This is a genomic window from Halomonas sp. M1 (assembly GCF_029581375.1).
Taxonomy (GTDB): Bacteria; Pseudomonadota; Gammaproteobacteria; order Pseudomonadales; family Halomonadaceae; genus Vreelandella.
The window spans coordinates 2,000,355-2,017,488 of record NZ_CP121119.1 but is presented as its reverse complement, the minus strand read 5'-3'; the positions used below and the strand labels follow the sequence as shown (position 1 = coordinate 2,017,488).

Here is a 17,134-nt window from a genome sequence, read left to right as displayed (position 1 = left end):
GGCGTCATCGTCCTGTCATCATCCTTGGCATACCCTACGCGCCGCCGAACTCGCGAAAAAGGAGTGCCTTATGCGCCTCGCTCTGTTTGACCTTGATGACACCCTCCTGGATGGAGACTGCAGCGACCGCTGGAATTTATGGATGATAGAGCAAGGTTGGATTAGCGATGCAGAGACCTTTATGGCGCGCGCGGAGCAGATGCAGCGGGCCTATCATGCCGGTAAGTTAAAGCTGGAAGAGTACCTGTCCATGACGTTAGCTCCGCTGCGTGGTCGCCGGGTGGCAGATGTTCAAAAAGAGGTCGAGCGCTTTGTTGCTATGCATTTACAGCCGCGTATTTTTGAACAAGCCTGGGCCTGCCTAGAAGCACATCGCCAGGCAGGCGATACCCTGCTGCTGATTTCCGCTTCATCGCGCCACTTAGTAGAGCCTGTTGCGACCACCTTGGGCATTGAACACGTGCTGGCAGTAGAGCTGAGCGTGGAGCGCGGCATCAATGAAGAGGCGCGCTATACCGGCCAAAGCGAAGGCATATTTTCTTATCGCGGTGGCAAAGTGCTGCGTTTGAAGCAGTGGCTGGCTGAACAGCAGGTCACACCCAGTCATACCACGTTCTACTCTGATTCACGCAACGACTTACCGTTACTGCAATATGTCGATTGTCCCGTGGCGGTTAACCCAGACCCAGTACTGGCTGAGGTGGCTAGCGTTGAAGGATGGCGGCGCTTAGACTGGCGAGCGGCCGCGCTCACCTTGACTGACGGCGCATGCTGAATGGCCTGCCAGATTAAGTTTTATGCCCACCAATATGACGGCTCGGATACTAAGCGGTAAAGCAGCGCTTCAGTGCCGCGTCTCGAACGCCACGCGAACGCCGTAAGCCATGCGTTGTTGAGCGGTAACGGGCGGAGTTTCGTTGCCAACCATCTCATCAGTGGCATCTGCCCAGGTGAGTACACCGTGGGTAAAGCCGAGCGGCGCCAGTGCGCGGCTGACCCATTGTGTGCCGCTAAATCGCTTGGTTTCACCCTGCGCATCGACCAGTAAACCAACCGAATCACTGTAATGCAGTCGCACGATATACCAGCCCATATCAAGACCATGCAGCTCTACGTCGGGAAGCGGCGCAGAAGATTGTAGGCTTTTTGAAAGCTGAGAGAGTTCTTCAAGGGTCAGACGTGGGGGCAGCGTTGACGACATGACTTAGCCTCAATAACGGGAAGTGTTGTACGTTTAAGTCTAAGTTTTGGTTTGTTTTTGTACAGCTATTTTTGGAGCCTTTGCCTCGTGCCTTTTCTTCGTTGGCATCAGTAATTCGGTGGATACGAGAGCCTCTCAAGTGCGATGCCGCCTTTGTGCTAATCTTTGAAGAGCGAAACCAACTGTCTAATTAGCGACTGCGTAACGTGAGCTATTTTTAAGTAACGTAAAAGCGAGTACTTTTCGTAAGTGGTATAGCGTTGCAACGCTAAACGCTGTACTTGTCAGTCGGTAGGCAAAGGAGTGCCTCCGTTTATCCATTATTGTTGCGGAACAACGAAGCGCAGCATGAAGGTGATTCATTGGACGAAAACACTATGCTGAAACCATTACACCATTCACCCCCCTCAAATGAGTCAAGCAACCAAGCGATTGCTGTGTTGAGCGGCAAGCCCACTAAACGCGGCATTCGTATATTGGATGTTAGCGCGGAGTACGCCCACTTCTGGGGCGGTGAACGCGACGAATGGCTTGGCGCGTTACCTAAAATTGTCCGCCGTGAAGTGGAGAATCAGCAGTTACTGGACCAGCTTGGCGGTGCCTTAATGAAAGGCGAGCTGCGTACGGGAGACTCTCTTTCAGGCGTCGATCAGAGTGAGGGTAATCTCTCTGCTGGTGTGGCGTCTGCTTTTATCGAATGGCGTATCACAGCGATGGAAATGCCCGGTTATGCTGAAAAAGTCTTGGTTTTGACACAGCGCGATATCTCTAAGCGGGTTGAAAAAGAAACCGAGCTAAAGCGTTTAGCGACCACGGATATGCTCACGGGGCTGATTAATCGAGCGCGCTTTGACTATTTGATTAAGCACGAAATTGGCCGCTTGAACCGCTATATACGTCCTTTTTCACTGATTATGTTGGATGTTGACTATTTTAAGTCGGTTAATGACAGCCTAGGGCACGACGTTGGTGACCAAGTGTTGGCAACGCTTTCCAAGCTGTTAGAAGAGAACCTACGTGAGTCGGACTACTGTGCCCGCTGGGGAGGCGAGGAGTTTATGATTCTCGCCCCTGAAACTGCGCTAGCCCAGGCCGTAAAATTGGCTGATAAAGTTCGTCAGCGTATCCGTTGTAGCCATTTTCCTGGCGCTGGCAGTGTGACGGTCAGTATGGGCGTTGTTGAAGTGACTCCCCATGAGACGCAACAAAGCGTGATGAAACGCGTTGATAACGCTCTGTATCGCGCCAAAGAGAAAGGGCGGGATCGTGTGGAGTTTGAATCTTAGTATTCAGCTAGCAAAGATAAAGGGGCCCGCAGGCCCCTTTTTAAATCGCTTAGCGCAACACGACGGACGCCGCCTGAGACGTATCCACCGCATCCGCTAGCATTTCGGCGGTGATGGCAGAAAGCGTCCAGCCCAGATGGCCGTGGCCGGTGTTGTAGAACACCGTAGGTAGTTTGCCGGGGCCAACTTTAGGCAGCATGTTGGGCATCATCGGGCGCAAGCCCGCCCAAGGCACTACCCGCTGGGTGCTCACACCCGGGAAGCACTCTTCTACCCAGCGAATGAGCGGCTGAATACGGTCGTTGCGAATGTCGCGGTTTGCGCCGTTAAATTCAGCGGTACCGGCGATGCGGAAGCGGTCGTCACCCAGGCGGCTGGTGACCAGTTTGGTTTCGTCATCCAGCAGGCTGACGGTGGGGGCGGCTTGTTGTGAGGCTTCATCATCCAGCTGTACGGTGATGGAGTAGCCTTTAACCGGGTAAATGTTCACTCGGTCGCCCAGCTTCGCGGCAATGGCGCGGCTGCCTACGCCGGCGCATACCACAACGCTGTCAAAGCTTTGGTTGATGGTTTCGTCATCCATCGCCGCCGTCACCCAGGCACCGCTTTCATTCGCGCCGATATCTGTGATCTGGTGGCCGTAATTAAGCGTTACGCCGCGCTTTGCCGCCGCTTGGGCGAGACCGTTGGTGTACTTGTGGATGTCGCCCGTGGCGTCGCTCTCAGTAAAAAAGCCGCCGTAGTAGCTGCCCGCAAGCGTAGGTTCAATGGCACGCATCTCATCGGGGGTGACTGCCCGGCGTTCTAGCCCGCCTTTGCTCAGCAGTTGCGATACCTTGGCGGCGTGGTCGTAGCCCGCTTTATCGCGGTAAATATGCAGAATGCCTTTCTGCTTTACATCAAAGTCGATCTGCTCGTCTTTCGCCCACTGAAATAGGTGCTCTCGGGCAGCAATGGCTAACCGGGTGGTTTCCGTGGTGTTGTCGGCATAGCGGGGAATGGCGGCGATAAATTCTGCAAACCAGCTTAGTTTATGCCAGCTCGGGCGGGGGTTGACCAGCAGTGGCGCGTCGTTTTTCAACATCCAACGCATACCTTTAATCACTGTTGGCCAGTGGTTCCACACTTCCGCGTTCGAGGCCGATAGCTGCCCGCCGTTAGCAAAAGAGGTTTCCATCGCCGCGTAGCGGTGTTTTTCAAAGACGGTGACATCAAAGCCACGTTTAGCGAGGGCATAGGCGCTGGTAATACCGGTAATGCCACCGCCGATAATTGCAATGCGTTGCATGAAGTTCTCCACAGATTGTATGAGCGTCGGGCGATACCCCCAGCAGCGTGTTTGCTAGGCGTACCCCTTCCGTCATGGAACCTGAGAGATTCACGCATCAAGTGAGGCGCTTGCTCCTTCGGTGGGCTGAGTGACGCAGTCATCAACCGCTCTTCGGAACGTACTGGTAATGATGTTTGCCGTCGCGGTCCGTTGGCCTGAGAGTTTCCGGGGTCGTTGCTCCTTCGGCGCTGGTGTCGGGCACCAGTCTCTCCCGCGATAGCAGAGTTAGACGTTGTAACGCGTTAAAGGTTGCATGGGAATAAGGCTAACGTCGTAGAGGGCGGGCAGCATTGCTTTGCCAGGGGGGATATTTTGGTCGAAAATGCCCCACACCTTATAGCAATGGACGAGACGCATGCAGGCAAACGGATTTTTTAGTGAAGCGGGACAAATCATTGGCGATATCATTCGCGCGGTCGTCGAGTTTTTACTGGCAATATTTACCAATTTCTTCGGCGCGCTTGAAGACTTTGTCGATGGGCTGAGCCGATCACTGGGTATCAACGCCTCATTTTTCAGTCTTCTTGTGCTAGTGATCGGCCTTTGGCTGTTGTGGCGCGGGGTTCGTGCGCTGCTGCGAGGCGCCTTGCTAGGCGCCATTGTGCGTATCGTGCTGGGCTTGGTTATCCTGTCGTGGCTGATGGTGTAGCTGCCCGACCGCCTAGCCATGCTTGGGCAATGCCGCTGGCAAGCACCAGCGAGCACCCGGCCAACTGAAGCGGCGTGAGTGCTTCACCAAACAGGCTCCAGCCAAAGATCACCACGGCTACCGGCTCGCAGTAGGCTAACGTACCGTAAAGGGCGGTAGGCAATCGGTTAATGGCCATAACCGCGCACAACAGCGCTAAAAAGCCCGGTACGAAGCCCGCCGCCAATAGCCACGGCCACTGCCAGGTAGCGGCGGTTAGCCCGTCGGGCTGCCATAGGGCAAACGGAAGAATCGCCAGCGCCCCAACCAACAGTTGCCAAAAGGCGCAGGTGCGGTCATCTAAGTGACGGGGTAAACGGCGGTTGGTGAGTATAAAGCCGCTGTAGGCCAGCATGGCGGCGAGGCCAAACCCCATCCCAATCACGTCTTGGCGGTCTTCTAGGTTAAGGCGGAACTCCTGCATCATGGCAAACCCAAACAGTGCCAAACCGATGAAGCTCACCTGTTGAGGCGTCAGGCGTTCGGCAAACAGCGTATGCGCGACCACGGCGGCAAAAATCGGTGCGAGATACACCATCAAAATAGCGTTAGCCATTTGGGTGTAGTTCATGGCCTGCACGTAAAACAGAATAAATGCCGCTAAGAACAGCCCGCTAAGCACCACGTGACGCCCCGGCAGCGCTTTAAGCGATGCGTGGCGCTTTGTCAGGACCAAGTAAATAAGTAAAAACGCAGCCCCTAGGCCCAGGCGATAAAAGGTAATGCTTTCGGCACTTAGTTCGGTAATACGCGAAATAACGCCAATGGTCGCCATGCCCACGGCAGCGACGACGGCAAGCACTAAACTCGAAGGAGCGATGCTGGGTGTGCTAGGGGAGAGTACGGCATGACGGGTCATCGCTTATGCATCCTGTCGGCAAGGCTAAAGACGTGCTCATCGTCGATGCACAAGTCGCGCAGCGCCTGCGCTAAGTTCAACAAGTAGGCTTTATTCGAGCCGCTCGGGCCGTGGGCGTGGGCAATTTGGTGGGCGATGTCCTCCAGCGGCGCATCGCCTAAAAAAGCAGGGTTATCTTCAGTGGCTAAGTAAATTAACCCTTCGGTTTGCGTTTTACTCTTCTGCGCTTCTCCACGCTCCCCTAGAAACGTGAGCGGTACTTTTTCTCGCAGGTAGCCGTTTTTCTCCCGCACATCCAGCGGTGCCAGTACGTCGGGGGTAATGCGGTATGCCATGCCATGACACAGGGCGCCTTGAGCGCAGATTAGCGTAGCAACACGCCCTGGTGCTTCCGGCGTGCCACGGTGGTCGTGGGAGCCTTGCCAAAAGCGCCGCGCCCAGCCGGTGATATAGGCGGGTCTGCGCTCCAAGTACTCGAAATCAGCTTTCCAGATCAGCGAGCCGTAACCAAAAAGCCATATATCCTCATGGCCATCGAAGAAGTTTCTTTGCTGGTTTAAAACAGTGGTATCAAGCAACATAAGCTATTTACATTTATGACCAAAGTGGCTGCACGCGCATGGCGTTAACGGTTGTTCATCATCCGGGTTATACGATTGATTTACCAGCCAACCATCCTTTCCCCATGGAGAAATTCAGGTTGCTGCGCCAGCTGTTGGGCGAACAGTCGCTGGCGTGCCCCATTGAGTGGCTAACACCTGAGCCTGCACCCATTAATACCCTTGCCCGGGTGCATACCCGTGACTATCTGAATGCTTTTTTGCAGGGCCGTTTAGCGCGTGCTGCCGAGCGGCGCAGTGGGTTTGCATGGTCGGAGGCGCTAGTGGAGCGTGTGCGGCTAGAAACCGGCGGTACCCTGCTAACGTTAGAAGCGGCACTTACCTCCGGGCTCGCCTGTAATTCAGCGGGGGGAACGCATCACGCCCATGCCGATGCCGCCAGCGGTTATTGCCTGATTAATGATCTGGCTGTGGCCGCCGCCCATGCCTTGGCGCTAGGCTGGGTCGAGCGGGTGCTTATCGTTGACTGCGATGTTCATCAAGGGGATGGCACCGCTCGGCTATTTGCTAATGTGCCCGGCGTGTTTACCTTTTCCATGCACGCCGCGCGTAATTTCCCAGCGCGCAAAGCCACCAGCGATTTGGACGTTGCGCTGCCTAATGGAATGGGCGATGACGCCTACCTCGCCGAGCTTGCGTCATGGTTGCCGGGAATCCTGGCAGCTTATCAGCCTGATGCAGTGCTGTATGACGCGGGGGTTGATGTCCATCAAGATGATCGCCTGGGCTATCTAGCATTAAGCAACCAGGGGCTGTATGCCCGCGACCACTATGTGCTTAGCTGCTGCCATGACGCGGATATTCCCGTGGCGGCGGTGATCGGCGGCGGCTATGACCGGGATATTCTCGCGCTGGCAGGGCGCCACGCCCAGTTGCACCGTGCGGCAGCGGATGTGCTGACGTTTAATGCTTAAATTCATCATTTAAGGAAACCTAATGCGCGCTATTTTTCTGGTCGATAACGGCTCTTTACGGCCCCAGGCAACCCACAACCTACGCCGCGTGGCCCTGGAACTCAGCCACCAGCTGGGCGAAACCGTGCAGGCGGCCTCACTGCTGCACTCCAATAAGATCCCTCCTGAAGAGGTCGACGGCATCCCTGCGATTACCCTTGGCCCAGCCGCCGAACGCAGCGCTGAGCAGGGGGCCAAAGAGATTATTGTGCTGCCGTTCTTCTTTGGGCCAAGCAAAGCGCTGACCGGCTACCTGCCAGAGCGCATGGCCGCGCTACAGGCGCGTTTTCCCGAGGTGAGCGTTCGCGTAGCCCAGCCGCTGGTAGATGAGCGAGGTAATAACGACCTGCGTTTGGCCAAGCTATTGGCCGATAACGTGCGCGAAAAACTGCAGGCGGGCACAACGCCACAGGTGGCGCTGGTGGATCACGGCAGCCCGATTCCAGAAGTCACCGCAGTGCGCAATCGTTTGGCTGGGCAGTTAAGCGTGTTACTGGCAGATGAAGCGAGCTGTGTCGCGGCAGCATCCATGGAGCGCCGTGAAGGTGACGAATACCGCTTTAACGAGCCGTTGTTGGAGCATTTGCTGGATACGTCGGAGTTCCAATCTGGCCCGGTCATCTTAGCGATGCTGTTTCTATCGCCTGGGCGTCATGCGGGTGAAGGCGGCGACATCGCCGAGATTTGCGCCGCCGCTGAACTGCGCCATCCAGAGTTGACTGTAACCACTACCGCGCTGGTTGGAGAGCATTCGGGCATCGTCGAGATACTACACGCGCGGCTGCGCCAAGCGCTTGATGGAGAACGCTTTCTACTAGAACTCCCAGCACTGCATCACGATGCTGGTTAGGTGGGAGGTGTAACGCCGCCCAAAGGCGCGTAGAATCGCGAGCCTTTGCAAGCGCACTCTCTACGTTAACCAGGGCTTACATCTTGATCGCAACCGCCAATATCACTATGCAGTTTGGGGCCAAGCCCCTGTTTGAAAATGTCTCCGTCAAATTTAATAACGGCAATCGCTACGGTTTGATTGGCGCCAATGGTTGCGGTAAGTCCACCTTTATGAAGATCTTGGGGGGCGAGCTTGAGCCTTCTTCTGGACAGGTAATGCTGGATAGCGGCACGCGGCTGGGTAAGCTGCGTCAGGATCAGTTCGCCTATGAGAATGACCGGGTCATCGACACCGTTATCATGGGTAACGTTGAACTGTGGAAAGTGGCCGCCGAACGCGAGCGTATCTATTCACTGGCAGAAATGAGCGAAGCCGACGGCATGGCGGTGGCGGATCTTGAAGTGCGCTTTGCCGAGCTTGACGGCTATACCGCCGAGTCCCGCGCAGGGGAGCTGCTGCTGGGCCTAGGTATTCCCATTGAACAGCATATCGGCCCCATGAGTGAAGTTGCCCCGGGCTGGAAGCTACGCGTACTGCTGGCCCAGGCGCTGTTTTCCGACCCTGATGTGCTGCTGCTTGACGAGCCCACTAACCACCTGGATATCAACACGATTCGCTGGCTGGAAGACATTCTCAAAGCGCGTAGCAGCACCATGGTGATCATCTCCCACGACCGCCACTTCCTGAACAGCGTGTGCACGCACATGGCGGATCTGGATTACGGAGAAATTACCCTGTTCCCAGGCAACTACGATGACTACATGACCGCGGCCACCGCTGCCCGCGAGCGCCAGCATTCGGATAATGCCAAGAAAAAAGCCCAAATTGCCGAGCTTCAGCAGTTTGTTAGCCGCTTCTCGGCCAACGCCTCCAAAGCTAAACAGGCCACTTCGCGGGCGCGCCAGATCGATAAAATCAAGCTGGAAGATATCAAGCCGTCCAGCCGGGTCAGCCCGTTTATCCGCTTTGACCAGAATAAAAAAATCCATCGCAATGCCGTGAATGTTGATGCGATTACCAAAGGCTACGACGATGAGAAGCCGCTTTTCGAGCGTTTCTCGATGACCGTCGAAGCGGGCGAGCGTATTGCGATTATCGGCCCCAACGGCATTGGTAAAACCACCCTGCTGAAAACCCTGGCGGGTGATTTACACCCCGATGCCGGTGAAGTGAAGTGGACCGATGCCGCCGAGGTTGGCATGTTTGCCCAGGATCATACCGACGACTTTCCTGTTGATGCCACGCTCTTCGAGTGGATGAGCCAATGGACCAAAGGCGGAGAGCAGGTAGTGCGCGGTGCGCTGGGTCGGATGCTGTTCTCCAGTGATGACATTGGTAAATCGGTGAAGGTGATTTCCGGTGGCGAGCAGGGGCGGATGCTGTTTGGCAAGCTAACGCTCACTAACCCCAACGTGCTGTTAATGGATGAGCCAACCAACCACCTGGATATGGAATCTATCGAAGCGCTGAACCTAGCGCTGGAAAACTACCCAGGCACGCTGATATTTGTCAGCCACGACCGGGAGTTTGTCTCAAGCCTCGCGACCCGGATTATTGATATGCAGCCTGAGGGGCTTGTGGACTTCAGCGGTAGCTATGACGACTACCTGCGTAGCCAGGGTGTGGTTTAAAGCATTAGCCAATGATCTGTGTATAGGTAGACTCGGTGGCCGGCGCTCGGTCGGCATCGAGCATGTCGCCACTGAAGGTTTCGTTCATCTCTTTAGCCAGCGCCACATAAACGTGCATCTGCTGATTGCGGCGTTTACGCAGCGGCGGCTTCACCAGTAAGCTGACGCCGCGAATCGGCTCGTGGGTCTCGCCACCGAGTAAGTCGGGCATATCCCCGGGGGGAAAGGCGTTGGCTACGGTAACAGGGTTAGAGGGCTGCTGGCCGTCGATTAAAAACACCTTCTTGATGGCGTCAAAGCGAGCGTTCTTACTCCGCAGCCACTCGGTTAAGCGCGCATCGGTGGTGGCATCGGGCTGGGAAAAAATGACGAACAACGAGTGCTGCTTTACCTTTTTTGCCTGTTTTGGCGCTGGGGGCGCTGGGGGCGCTTCGGGCTCCTGCGCTGGCTCTGCAGGGGGCGGCGTTGGCACCACAGGTGTTGCCGCCGCTGCTTTCTCTTTGGCGCGGCGGCGTCTTGGTACCACGATATACACGAAAATAGCGGCTGCCAACATGCCTAATATCAGCGAGGCAAACGCGAGCAAAACAGGCAGGGAAGTATCGTCCATTCGCTTGAACCCTTATTGTTTGGCACTTAGGCCTTATTTAATCTCAAGATGGATGTGTTAAGTGCTAATGCAAGCGCCACCCATAACCAGTAAGGCACCATTAGCCAAGCGGCTAACGCACTTACATTAATGAATAACCCAATCGTTAGCGTAATTAAACCCAGCAGTAGAGCAATATCCACCCATGCTGCACCTATCTGCTTACGGCCAAAAAATAGCCACGACCACGCCGCATTAGCCACTAGCTGCAGGCCATATACCACAAGGCCTGCCGTGCGTAGTGGCGACGCATCGGCCATATAAACACGCCAAGCGGCTATCGCCATTAATAAATACAGGATGCCCCACGCAATAGGGAAAACGATGTCAGGCGGTGTCCAGCTGGGTTTACGTAGCTCGCGGTACCAGCCATCAGGGCGAAAGCGTGCGCCGGTGGTGGCCGTGGCGCCTACCAGCAGCAGCGATACCAATAATGCGAACAGCGACCCTAACATGCTTCACCCTACTGTAAAATTCAAGAATCAATAGCCTAGCAGCGTTTTAAAGCGTTTTGGCATAAAAGTGTTGAGATAAAAAAAGCACCACCGAAGTGATGCTTATTTTGCTAAATACTTAGCCTTTCAACGTTAACTTACCTTTTTAACGTTAGCTTAGCTGATGCGGTCGTAGCCGTTATCCATAAAAGGGTAGTCGGTGTAACCTTTTTCGTCGCCACCATAGAAGGTTTCATGGTTTGGCTTGGTAAGCGGCGCGTTAACCCGAAAGCGTTCAGCTAAATCCGGGTTGGCAATATAGGGGCGGCCAAAGGCCACGGCATCCGTGGTGTTATCGCTAATGCGTGCCTCAGCGTGCTCGGCGTCATAGTTGCCGCAGTAGATCAGGCTGCCGCTAAAGCGCTCGCGCATCTGTTCACGAAAACCATCAGGGAAAGTGATATCGCCACCGGCCCAGTTAGGCTCGTTTAAGTGCAGGTAAGCTAGGCCGCGCTGGGACAGCTGCTCTGCCATGTAAAAGGCCATGGCTTCCGGCTCATCGTCGGTCAAGCCGAATAGCTCGATAAATGGCGTCATACGAATGCCAACGCGGTCGGCACCAAAAACCTCAATCACTGCATCGACGACTTCCAACGGGAAGCGGGCGCGGTTTTCCAACGAGCCGCCGTACTGGTCGGTACGCTTATTGGTACCGGTGGCTAAAAACTGGTTTAGCAGATAAGCGTTAGCCGCGTGTACTTCCACCATGTCAAAGCCAGCACGCTTGGCGCGAACAGCTGCTTGGCGATAGTCATCCACAATGCCGGGAATTTCATTGGTTTCCAGCGCGCGGGGCGTGCTGGTGGGGTGCTGGCCAGAGGTGCCATCTTCAAACTCTACAAAGCACTGGGCGCCTTCGCCTTTCAGCGCGCTAGGCGCCACCGGCTGCTGTCCATCAGGTTGCACCATCTCATGGGAAACACGGCCAACGTGCCACAGCTGTAGCGCGATACGGCCACCTTTGGCGTGCACTGCGTTCACGACACCTTTCCAGCCGGCTTCCTGTTCATCCGTCCAAATGCCCGGGGTGTATACATAGCCGCGGGCAGTGGGGGAGATGTTGGTTGCTTCGCTGATAATCAACCCTGCGCCGGTGCGCTGGCCGTAATAGGCTTCTTGCATTGTGCCCGGCACGCTGTCGGGTGTGCGTGAGCGAGTCAGCGGCGCCATAATCACGCGGTTAGGAATCGACAAGCTCCCAAGCTGGAGAGGGGAAAACAGCGTTTCATACGCCATTGGGCAAACTCCTTTTAAGTAGAGACGGTTAAGCAGTTTTAGAATAGACCAGTTTACTACAAAATGCTGGCGAGTGACATCAATGCCGCAGAGCCACAGCTGGGGAGGGGGGGCGACCGCTGCATCATTAGCCTGAAAAATTATTTAGATAAATAACCTGTTTGCTTGATGCGTATCAACTGAGTGAATTTAGTTAAAAAAAGTTAACGCGTAAAATAGTTGCGACTTTGAAGCGTTTAACCAAACCGCCATGCGCAGAGAGCTATTATGTTGAGAATGACAATTAAAAAACGCCTGATCTTAATGGTTATCGTGATGTTAGTGCTGATGTTAATCATTGGTGCGTTGGGCTTTAGCGGAATGGTCTCTTCTAACCGCGCAGTGGATACCATCTACCAAGAGAACCTGCGTGATACGCAGCGCATTGCTCAGCTTAATGAGCACTCCAAAGATATGATTATGGAGCTGTCGCTTGCGGGTCAGCACGACCCTATGTTAGCCGTTAGCGCCCTGCACGACCACTCCGTGCAGATGCACATGGATAATATCATTCAAAATATTTCACAGATTGATGCGATATGGCTCGCATATTCGTCGAATGAAATGACTGCCGAGACTGAAGCGCTGGCGGCACGTTTTAGAGAAAGTTATCAACAGCTATTAGTGACGGTAGCGCCGACCATGCCACTCTACTCAATGGGTAACTACGACGAAGCCAATGAGATGGCGTTCACTCAAGCGTTGCCTGCCTACCGCCAAATGCATGCCACGTTGAATGAGCTGATTGCACAGGAAGAGCGTGAAGCGCAGGCGGGTTACGAGGGGGCTGTGTCACAGGCTGGCTTAATGAGAAACCTGATGCTGGGTGCGCTGCTGATAGCCACCGTTCTGGCGGGCATACTTAGCTGGCTGCTCATTCAGCGCATTCTGCAGCCGCTTGCCCAAGCCCGCCAACATTTCCATGCCATGGCTGAAGGTGATCTGACCCAGAAAATTCACCATACCCACCGTGATGAAATTGGCGATATGCTCGATGAGTTAGGCGATATGCAAGGCAAGCTGCAGGGGCTTATCGGCAGTATTCAGGCCTCGGCGGGCGCCATTTCCAGCGCCTCAAGCCAAATCTCATCAGGCAACATTGACCTTTCCCAGCGTACTGAGCAGCAGGCTTCAAGCCTTCAAGAAACTGCCGCCAGTATGGAGCAGGTGGCCGCGACGGTAAAAAATAATACCCAGCACACCGGCGAAGCGAACCAGCTAGCGCATACGGCCAGCCGTTCGGCGAGCTACGGCGGCGAAAAAGTCAAAGAAGCCGTTAATAAAATGGATGAACTCAACCACAGTTCGGAAAAAATTAGCGGTATCGTCTCGCTAATCGACGGGATTGCGTTCCAAACCAACATTCTTGCTCTCAATGCGTCAGTCGAAGCTGCCCGTGCGGGGGAGCAAGGGCGTGGCTTTGCTGTTGTGGCCCAAGAAGTCAGGAGCCTGGCACAGCGCAGCGCCGATGCGGCCAAGCAAATTCAAGGCCTGATTGCCGAGAATAACAGCGTGGTTGAGCAGGGCAGTGACCTAGTGAAAGCCGTTGGTGATTCAATGGCACAGATAGTGACGAACATCGGCAAGGTGTCGGATCTTATGGAGGACGTTAGCCGGGCATCCGACGAGCAGACCTCCGCCATTGATCAAATGAGCATTGCAATTAACCAGATGGACGATGTTACTCAGCAGAACGCGTCGCTGGTAGAGCAGACCGCTACCGCATCGGCCTCCCTGGGAGACCAAGCCCGGGATCTTGCAAGCGCGGTTGCTTTCTTCAAAGTGGTTGACGGCAAGCAGCCTCTCTCTACACCGCAGAGCCTTTCATCTCCGCAAGAAGAGCGCGCGCTATTCGCCGCCGAGCTTATGCATTCCCAGAAGAAGCCCGTAAAAAGGGCCGAGGCAGCAGTGGATGAGTGGGAGACGTTCTAGCGTTTTGCCATTAGCGCCGCAGCCAAGGCCAGCGGCGCTTGGCGGGCGTGTTTGTTTGCTCGATAGCGTTGGTCAGCGGAAGCATAATAGCGCCCAGTTGGCGATAACAAACGGTGCTGCTGAGTACACCTGGGCACTGTTTGAGAAGCAAATCGCACTGTTGCGAGGCGATATAAAGCTGCTCGGTAACGGAGGGCGTAAACAGCGGCTTGGCGTGCTCGCAGCAGCGGGTCAACTCCCGCGACAGCATCGAAAGCATACTGGTATCCAGCCAGCAGGGCAGCGGGTCATCTAGACGCCCCGCAATCGAATGCTGAATGGCTTCGAAAGAGGTTCGCAAAAAAAGCAGTGTTTGACGAAGCTGGCGCTGCTCACTGGTCATGTAATTTCCCTTTACCTCAACGACTCTTTATCTACCAAGGTGCGGGTTATAGAGAGTGTTTCTCATTTGCATTTATGGTAACGATAGCGCCACTCCATGGCACTGTCAATTGCGGGCCGTTATACCTGTGTGTGCAGGTGCTTTGATGCAGTTGGCAACGATGCTTGAGTCGCGTTACTCACATTCTCTTCAAGGTGGAAGCGTTCCAGTAGGGCTGCTAATTCAGCGGCTTGCGCATTTAACGATTGGCTGGCCGCTGAGGCCTGTTCTACGAGCGCCGCATTTTGCTGGGTCACTTCTTCGAGTTGATTAACGGCTTGATTAATCTGATCGATGCCACTGGACTGCTCGCTTGCGGCCGTGGAGATTTCACCCACAAACTCTGTGACGCGTTTAACACTTTGCGCAATGCTTAATAAGTGTTGCCCCGCGTCAGCAACCAAGCTTTCACCCTCGTCCACTTTCACGGCGCTATTGTTGACCACTTCGCGAATTTGGCTTGCCTCATCAGCGCATCGCTTAGCCAGCTTTCTCACTTCATCGGCAACGACCGCAAATCCACGCCCATGTTCACCTGCACGGGCCGCTTCGACGGATGCATTTAAGGCCAACAGGTTGGTTTGAAATGCAATGGCGTCAATAGACTCCACTATCGTCACAACCTGTAGATTGGCTTGTTTAATCGCCTGCATCGCATGGCTGGCTTGCTCGCCCACTTGGTTAGCCGTGAGTGTTTGTTCATCCAGGGCAAGCGTTAGTTCGTTTGCTTGGTGTGCATAGTCGGCCGTTTGGCGAACGGCTGCGCTCATTTGTTCGATACTGGATGCGGTTTCAACAAGTGAAGAGGACTGCTCTTCAGTACGGCTGGCAAGGTCATCGTTGCCTTGGGCAATCTCGTTACTGGCTGTGTTGACTGAGTCCGCCGTGCCTTTTATATCCGCCATCATTTGGCGCAGATTACGCTGCATTTCAGCGATGTGGGCGAGCAGGCTGGTGGTGTCGCCCATTTTGACGGGAACCGCTGTCGTTAAGTCTCCCGCTACAACGCGCTTAACAATATTGGTGGCGATTTGTGGGTCACCGCCCAGTGTGTTCACTACTGAGCGTACTACCCATAAACTAAACAGCAAGGCACACACGACAATAGCACTGGTGGTAGCGACGAGAAGCCAAAACACCCTATTTACGTTAGCCAATGCTTGTTGCTCAGAGATTTCCACAACAAGCCCCCAATCTAGCCTTGGCAGATAGGTATAGCTGCCAATAACGGCGCTGCCTGTGGCATCGTTATATTGGCCAACACCAGATTCCCCATTCGCAATAGCATTAGCAGCCTGTGTGTCGAGGGTAATATCTTGCCCATTCAAACCGGCAATGGGGGTCACTGGAGTGCCGTCGCTGGCGAGTAGGTAAGTATTGGCATTATTCCCTTGCGACATGCGGGTCATGCGCTCAAACAGTACATCTAGCCTTACGGCAGCCCTTACCACGCCAACAACATTATCATTGGTATCAAATACGGGTGCGACAACGTTACTAACCTGGTTGCCTGTCGCGCGTGACACCAATGGCTGAGAAAACACCATTTCACCTTGGATGGCCTGCCGAAACCATGCGCGGTCTGCTACGTCGAATTGAGCTGCTTGCTCAGGCGTAAGAACCTGAGCGCCATTGTCATAACTCACGCCAGAAACACCTATTCCGTCTACGCCCACAAAAAATATTGTGTCATAGAATCCATCTTGTGCCGCCATCTGCGCGATGAGGTGGTCAATCTGCGTTACGTCTACGGAGCGCACAGCATCAAGGCTAGCGATATAGCGCATATCATCTTGCCGAGCATTAAGCCACTGAGTGAAAGATTCACTCATCATTTGCCCAGTGCCTTGGAGCCGCTCTACGGTAGCTTGAGTGTACGCGTGGCGGTACTGCAAATAGACGAGGCTTGCCACAACGGTGACAGATAGCAGTACCAGCCCAATGATCAAGCTGGTTAACCGGGTGCGAAAGCTGATGCGGCGGTTAGGTTGCTGCGTTGTCGTGTTAGAAAATCCGTTTTCTGAGTTCGCTGCATTGCCTTCGGCAAAGTCAGTTGAGCGTGTTGTCATTATAGGTGCTCCTACTCAGTCAGTAGACCGCTATTAGCGAAATAGCGCTTGGTATATTTCTAGCTCCCTGTGCGTATGTGGTAGATATCGGCGCATCGTGATGACAACTTTACCTGAGATCAGCCAGTCTGTTTCAACGCCTGCAAAACGGACCCACTTGATAAAAGCGTCGACACTGAAACTCTGCTTCACAGCTATTGAGCTGCGTTTGATAACGGTTAGCCCGTGCCGCCACTTGGCTGCCTGCGCGTAAAACGTGGGATTTATTGCGATAGGTGCCCCGCCGGTAGCCGCCTGCTCCCTCATGATAGGCGTAGTAAAGGTGCTCAGGATTACTCAGTGAAATGCCCGTTTGGGCGCGGGTGCGGGAGTTATACCAGCCGATAAAATCGGTGGCATGTTTCATATGGGTGCGCCGTGCAAAGGTGCTGCCTGCTTGGTCACGGTATTCGCCCCAAACGGGATCTTGCGCTTGGGCGTAGCCTCTGGCGGAAGATGGCCGAGGGCCAGGAATGAAGCCTAGGTAGCGCTTTCGGTCTGGGCGCACGTGGCTTCGAAACGATGACTCTTGCTGAATAAACGACATTTGCGTTGCAATGGGTGTGCCCCACTTCTCTTGGGAGTCTCGGGCGTAGTCGTACCAACTAGGCTGCTCGCGGAATATCTCGCAGATATTGCTTTGATCCTGCGGCGGGTTAGGTGCAAGCGTGGCGCAGCCTGAAAGAAACAGCACAAGGCCTAGGATTAACCATAGTCGCCACGTTGTGGGCATAGACGGGGAGCGCGTATCAAAACGATCAACAGGGCAGTGCATGGAAAATCCTTGTGGATAAG

17 protein-coding genes and 2 riboswitches are annotated in these 17,134 nt (G+C 54.5%); of the genes, 7 read left to right on the top strand and 10 right to left on the bottom strand.

What is annotated here, in order from left to right; genetic code table 11:
- Positions 1-70: 70 nt before the first annotated feature.
- On the top strand, positions 71-775 hold the full coding sequence (locus P8S54_RS09195; RefSeq protein ID WP_281441493.1) for an HAD family hydrolase: 705 nt from the start codon (positions 71-73) through the stop codon (positions 773-775).
- Between the two features lie 69 nt (positions 776-844).
- Here the strand turns inward: P8S54_RS09195 and P8S54_RS09190 are convergent, their stop codons facing one another.
- Complete coding sequence (locus P8S54_RS09190; protein ID WP_281441492.1) at positions 845-1,201, bottom strand: DUF6482 family protein; 357 nt, start codon at positions 1,199-1,201, stop codon at positions 845-847.
- Between the two features lie 377 nt (positions 1,202-1,578).
- Here P8S54_RS09190 and P8S54_RS09185 point away from each other — a divergent pair, with 377 nt between their 5' ends.
- Complete coding sequence (locus P8S54_RS09185; RefSeq protein WP_281441491.1) at positions 1,579-2,487, top strand: GGDEF domain-containing protein; 909 nt, start codon at positions 1,579-1,581, stop codon at positions 2,485-2,487.
- A 49-nt stretch (positions 2,488-2,536) separates the two neighbouring features.
- Here P8S54_RS09185 and P8S54_RS09180 read toward each other — a convergent pair whose 3' ends face one another.
- Positions 2,537-3,775 (bottom strand): D-amino acid dehydrogenase, encoded by a 1,239-nt coding sequence (locus P8S54_RS09180; protein ID WP_281441490.1) that lies wholly within the window; start codon positions 3,773-3,775, stop codon positions 2,537-2,539.
- Positions 3,776-3,834: 59 nt separating this feature from the next.
- Positions 3,835-3,942, bottom strand: a riboswitch (glycine riboswitch).
- Between the two features lie 8 nt (positions 3,943-3,950).
- Positions 3,951-4,041, bottom strand: a riboswitch (glycine riboswitch).
- A gap of 131 nt (positions 4,042-4,172) precedes the next feature.
- Between P8S54_RS09180 and P8S54_RS09175 the strand changes: the two genes are divergently transcribed.
- Positions 4,173-4,466: a hypothetical protein gene (locus P8S54_RS09175; RefSeq protein WP_281441489.1), complete on the top strand. Its 294-nt coding sequence runs from the start codon at positions 4,173-4,175 to the stop codon at positions 4,464-4,466.
- On the opposite strand, the gene P8S54_RS09170 is transcribed toward P8S54_RS09175, so the two are convergent.
- Both P8S54_RS09170 and P8S54_RS09165 read right to left on the bottom strand, forming a co-directional pair.
- Complete coding sequence (locus tag P8S54_RS09170; protein WP_281441488.1) at positions 4,441-5,364, bottom strand: EamA family transporter; 924 nt, start codon at positions 5,362-5,364, stop codon at positions 4,441-4,443. The two genes, P8S54_RS09175 and P8S54_RS09170, sit on opposite strands and share 26 nt — an antisense overlap.
- Positions 5,361-5,945: a gamma-glutamylcyclotransferase gene (locus P8S54_RS09165; protein WP_281441487.1), complete on the bottom strand. Its 585-nt coding sequence runs from the start codon at positions 5,943-5,945 to the stop codon at positions 5,361-5,363. Before P8S54_RS09165 ends, P8S54_RS09170 begins: the two co-directional genes overlap by 4 nt.
- A gap of 38 nt (positions 5,946-5,983) precedes the next feature.
- Between P8S54_RS09165 and P8S54_RS09160 the strand changes: the two genes are divergently transcribed.
- The 3 genes from P8S54_RS09160 (at position 5,984) to P8S54_RS09150 (ending at position 9,460) form a co-directional block, all read left to right on the top strand.
- On the top strand, positions 5,984-6,898 hold the full coding sequence (locus tag P8S54_RS09160) for a histone deacetylase (RefSeq protein ID WP_281441486.1): 915 nt from the start codon (positions 5,984-5,986) through the stop codon (positions 6,896-6,898).
- Positions 6,899-6,920: 22 nt separating this feature from the next.
- Entirely contained in the window at positions 6,921-7,787 is an 867-nt protein-coding gene (locus P8S54_RS09155; RefSeq protein WP_281441485.1) for a CbiX/SirB N-terminal domain-containing protein, read from the top strand.
- An 83-nt stretch (positions 7,788-7,870) separates the two neighbouring features.
- A complete protein-coding gene (locus P8S54_RS09150; protein WP_281441484.1) occupies positions 7,871-9,460 on the top strand; it encodes an ABC-F family ATPase in 1,590 nt (529 codons plus the stop codon).
- A gap of 4 nt (positions 9,461-9,464) precedes the next feature.
- Here the strand turns inward: P8S54_RS09150 and P8S54_RS09145 are convergent, their stop codons facing one another.
- The 3 genes from P8S54_RS09145 to P8S54_RS09135 form a co-directional block, all read right to left on the bottom strand.
- Positions 9,465-10,070, bottom strand: coding sequence for a cell division protein ZipA C-terminal FtsZ-binding domain-containing protein (locus tag P8S54_RS09145; protein ID WP_281441483.1), 606 nt, complete (start codon positions 10,068-10,070; stop codon positions 9,465-9,467).
- A gap of 26 nt (positions 10,071-10,096) precedes the next feature.
- Complete coding sequence (locus tag P8S54_RS09140; protein ID WP_281441482.1) at positions 10,097-10,564, bottom strand: TspO/MBR family protein; 468 nt, start codon at positions 10,562-10,564, stop codon at positions 10,097-10,099.
- Positions 10,565-10,720: 156 nt separating this feature from the next.
- Positions 10,721-11,839: an alkene reductase gene (locus P8S54_RS09135; protein ID WP_281441481.1), complete on the bottom strand. Its 1,119-nt coding sequence runs from the start codon at positions 11,837-11,839 to the stop codon at positions 10,721-10,723.
- 267 nt (positions 11,840-12,106) lie between these two features.
- Here P8S54_RS09135 and P8S54_RS09130 point away from each other — a divergent pair, with 267 nt between their 5' ends.
- Positions 12,107-13,810 (top strand): methyl-accepting chemotaxis protein, encoded by a 1,704-nt coding sequence (locus tag P8S54_RS09130; protein ID WP_281441480.1) that lies wholly within the window; start codon positions 12,107-12,109, stop codon positions 13,808-13,810.
- A 10-nt stretch (positions 13,811-13,820) separates the two neighbouring features.
- On the opposite strand, the gene P8S54_RS09125 is transcribed toward P8S54_RS09130, so the two are convergent.
- From P8S54_RS09125 to P8S54_RS09115, 3 genes are all read right to left on the bottom strand, one after another.
- Positions 13,821-14,192, bottom strand: coding sequence for a hypothetical protein (locus P8S54_RS09125; RefSeq protein ID WP_281441479.1), 372 nt, complete (start codon positions 14,190-14,192; stop codon positions 13,821-13,823).
- A 119-nt stretch (positions 14,193-14,311) separates the two neighbouring features.
- The gene (locus tag P8S54_RS09120) at positions 14,312-16,300 is read right to left on the bottom strand and encodes a methyl-accepting chemotaxis protein (protein WP_281441478.1); all 1,989 of its coding nucleotides are present in this window, start codon (positions 16,298-16,300) and stop codon (positions 14,312-14,314) included.
- Positions 16,301-16,433: 133 nt separating this feature from the next.
- The gene (locus P8S54_RS09115) at positions 16,434-17,114 is read right to left on the bottom strand and encodes a lysozyme-like domain containing protein (RefSeq protein WP_281441477.1); all 681 of its coding nucleotides are present in this window, start codon (positions 17,112-17,114) and stop codon (positions 16,434-16,436) included.
- Positions 17,115-17,134 lie beyond the last annotated feature (20 nt).

Coding starts and splice junctions, on each gene's coding strand:
- P8S54_RS09145 (WP_281441483.1), bottom strand. CDS start 10,070: ATGGACGATACTTCCCTGCCTGTTTTGCTCGCGTTTGCCTCGCTGATA.
- P8S54_RS09175 (WP_281441489.1), top strand. CDS start 4,173: ATGCAGGCAAACGGATTTTTTAGTGAAGCGGGACAAATCATTGGCGAT.
- P8S54_RS09195 (WP_281441493.1), top strand. CDS start 71: ATGCGCCTCGCTCTGTTTGACCTTGATGACACCCTCCTGGATGGAGAC.
- P8S54_RS09165 (WP_281441487.1), bottom strand. CDS start 5,945: ATGTTGCTTGATACCACTGTTTTAAACCAGCAAAGAAACTTCTTCGAT.
- P8S54_RS09190 (WP_281441492.1), bottom strand. CDS start 1,201: ATGTCGTCAACGCTGCCCCCACGTCTGACCCTTGAAGAACTCTCTCAG.
- P8S54_RS09160 (WP_281441486.1), top strand. CDS start 5,984: ATGGCGTTAACGGTTGTTCATCATCCGGGTTATACGATTGATTTACCA.
- P8S54_RS09180 (WP_281441490.1), bottom strand. CDS start 3,775: ATGCAACGCATTGCAATTATCGGCGGTGGCATTACCGGTATTACCAGC.
- P8S54_RS09170 (WP_281441488.1), bottom strand. CDS start 5,364: ATGACCCGTCATGCCGTACTCTCCCCTAGCACACCCAGCATCGCTCCT.
- P8S54_RS09120 (WP_281441478.1), bottom strand. CDS start 16,300: ATGACAACACGCTCAACTGACTTTGCCGAAGGCAATGCAGCGAACTCA.
- P8S54_RS09155 (WP_281441485.1), top strand. CDS start 6,921: ATGCGCGCTATTTTTCTGGTCGATAACGGCTCTTTACGGCCCCAGGCA.
- P8S54_RS09115 (WP_281441477.1), bottom strand. CDS start 17,114: ATGCACTGCCCTGTTGATCGTTTTGATACGCGCTCCCCGTCTATGCCC.
- P8S54_RS09125 (WP_281441479.1), bottom strand. CDS start 14,192: ATGACCAGTGAGCAGCGCCAGCTTCGTCAAACACTGCTTTTTTTGCGA.
- P8S54_RS09135 (WP_281441481.1), bottom strand. CDS start 11,839: ATGGCGTATGAAACGCTGTTTTCCCCTCTCCAGCTTGGGAGCTTGTCG.
- P8S54_RS09130 (WP_281441480.1), top strand. CDS start 12,107: ATGTTGAGAATGACAATTAAAAAACGCCTGATCTTAATGGTTATCGTG.
- P8S54_RS09140 (WP_281441482.1), bottom strand. CDS start 10,564: ATGTTAGGGTCGCTGTTCGCATTATTGGTATCGCTGCTGCTGGTAGGC.
- P8S54_RS09185 (WP_281441491.1), top strand. CDS start 1,579: ATGCTGAAACCATTACACCATTCACCCCCCTCAAATGAGTCAAGCAAC.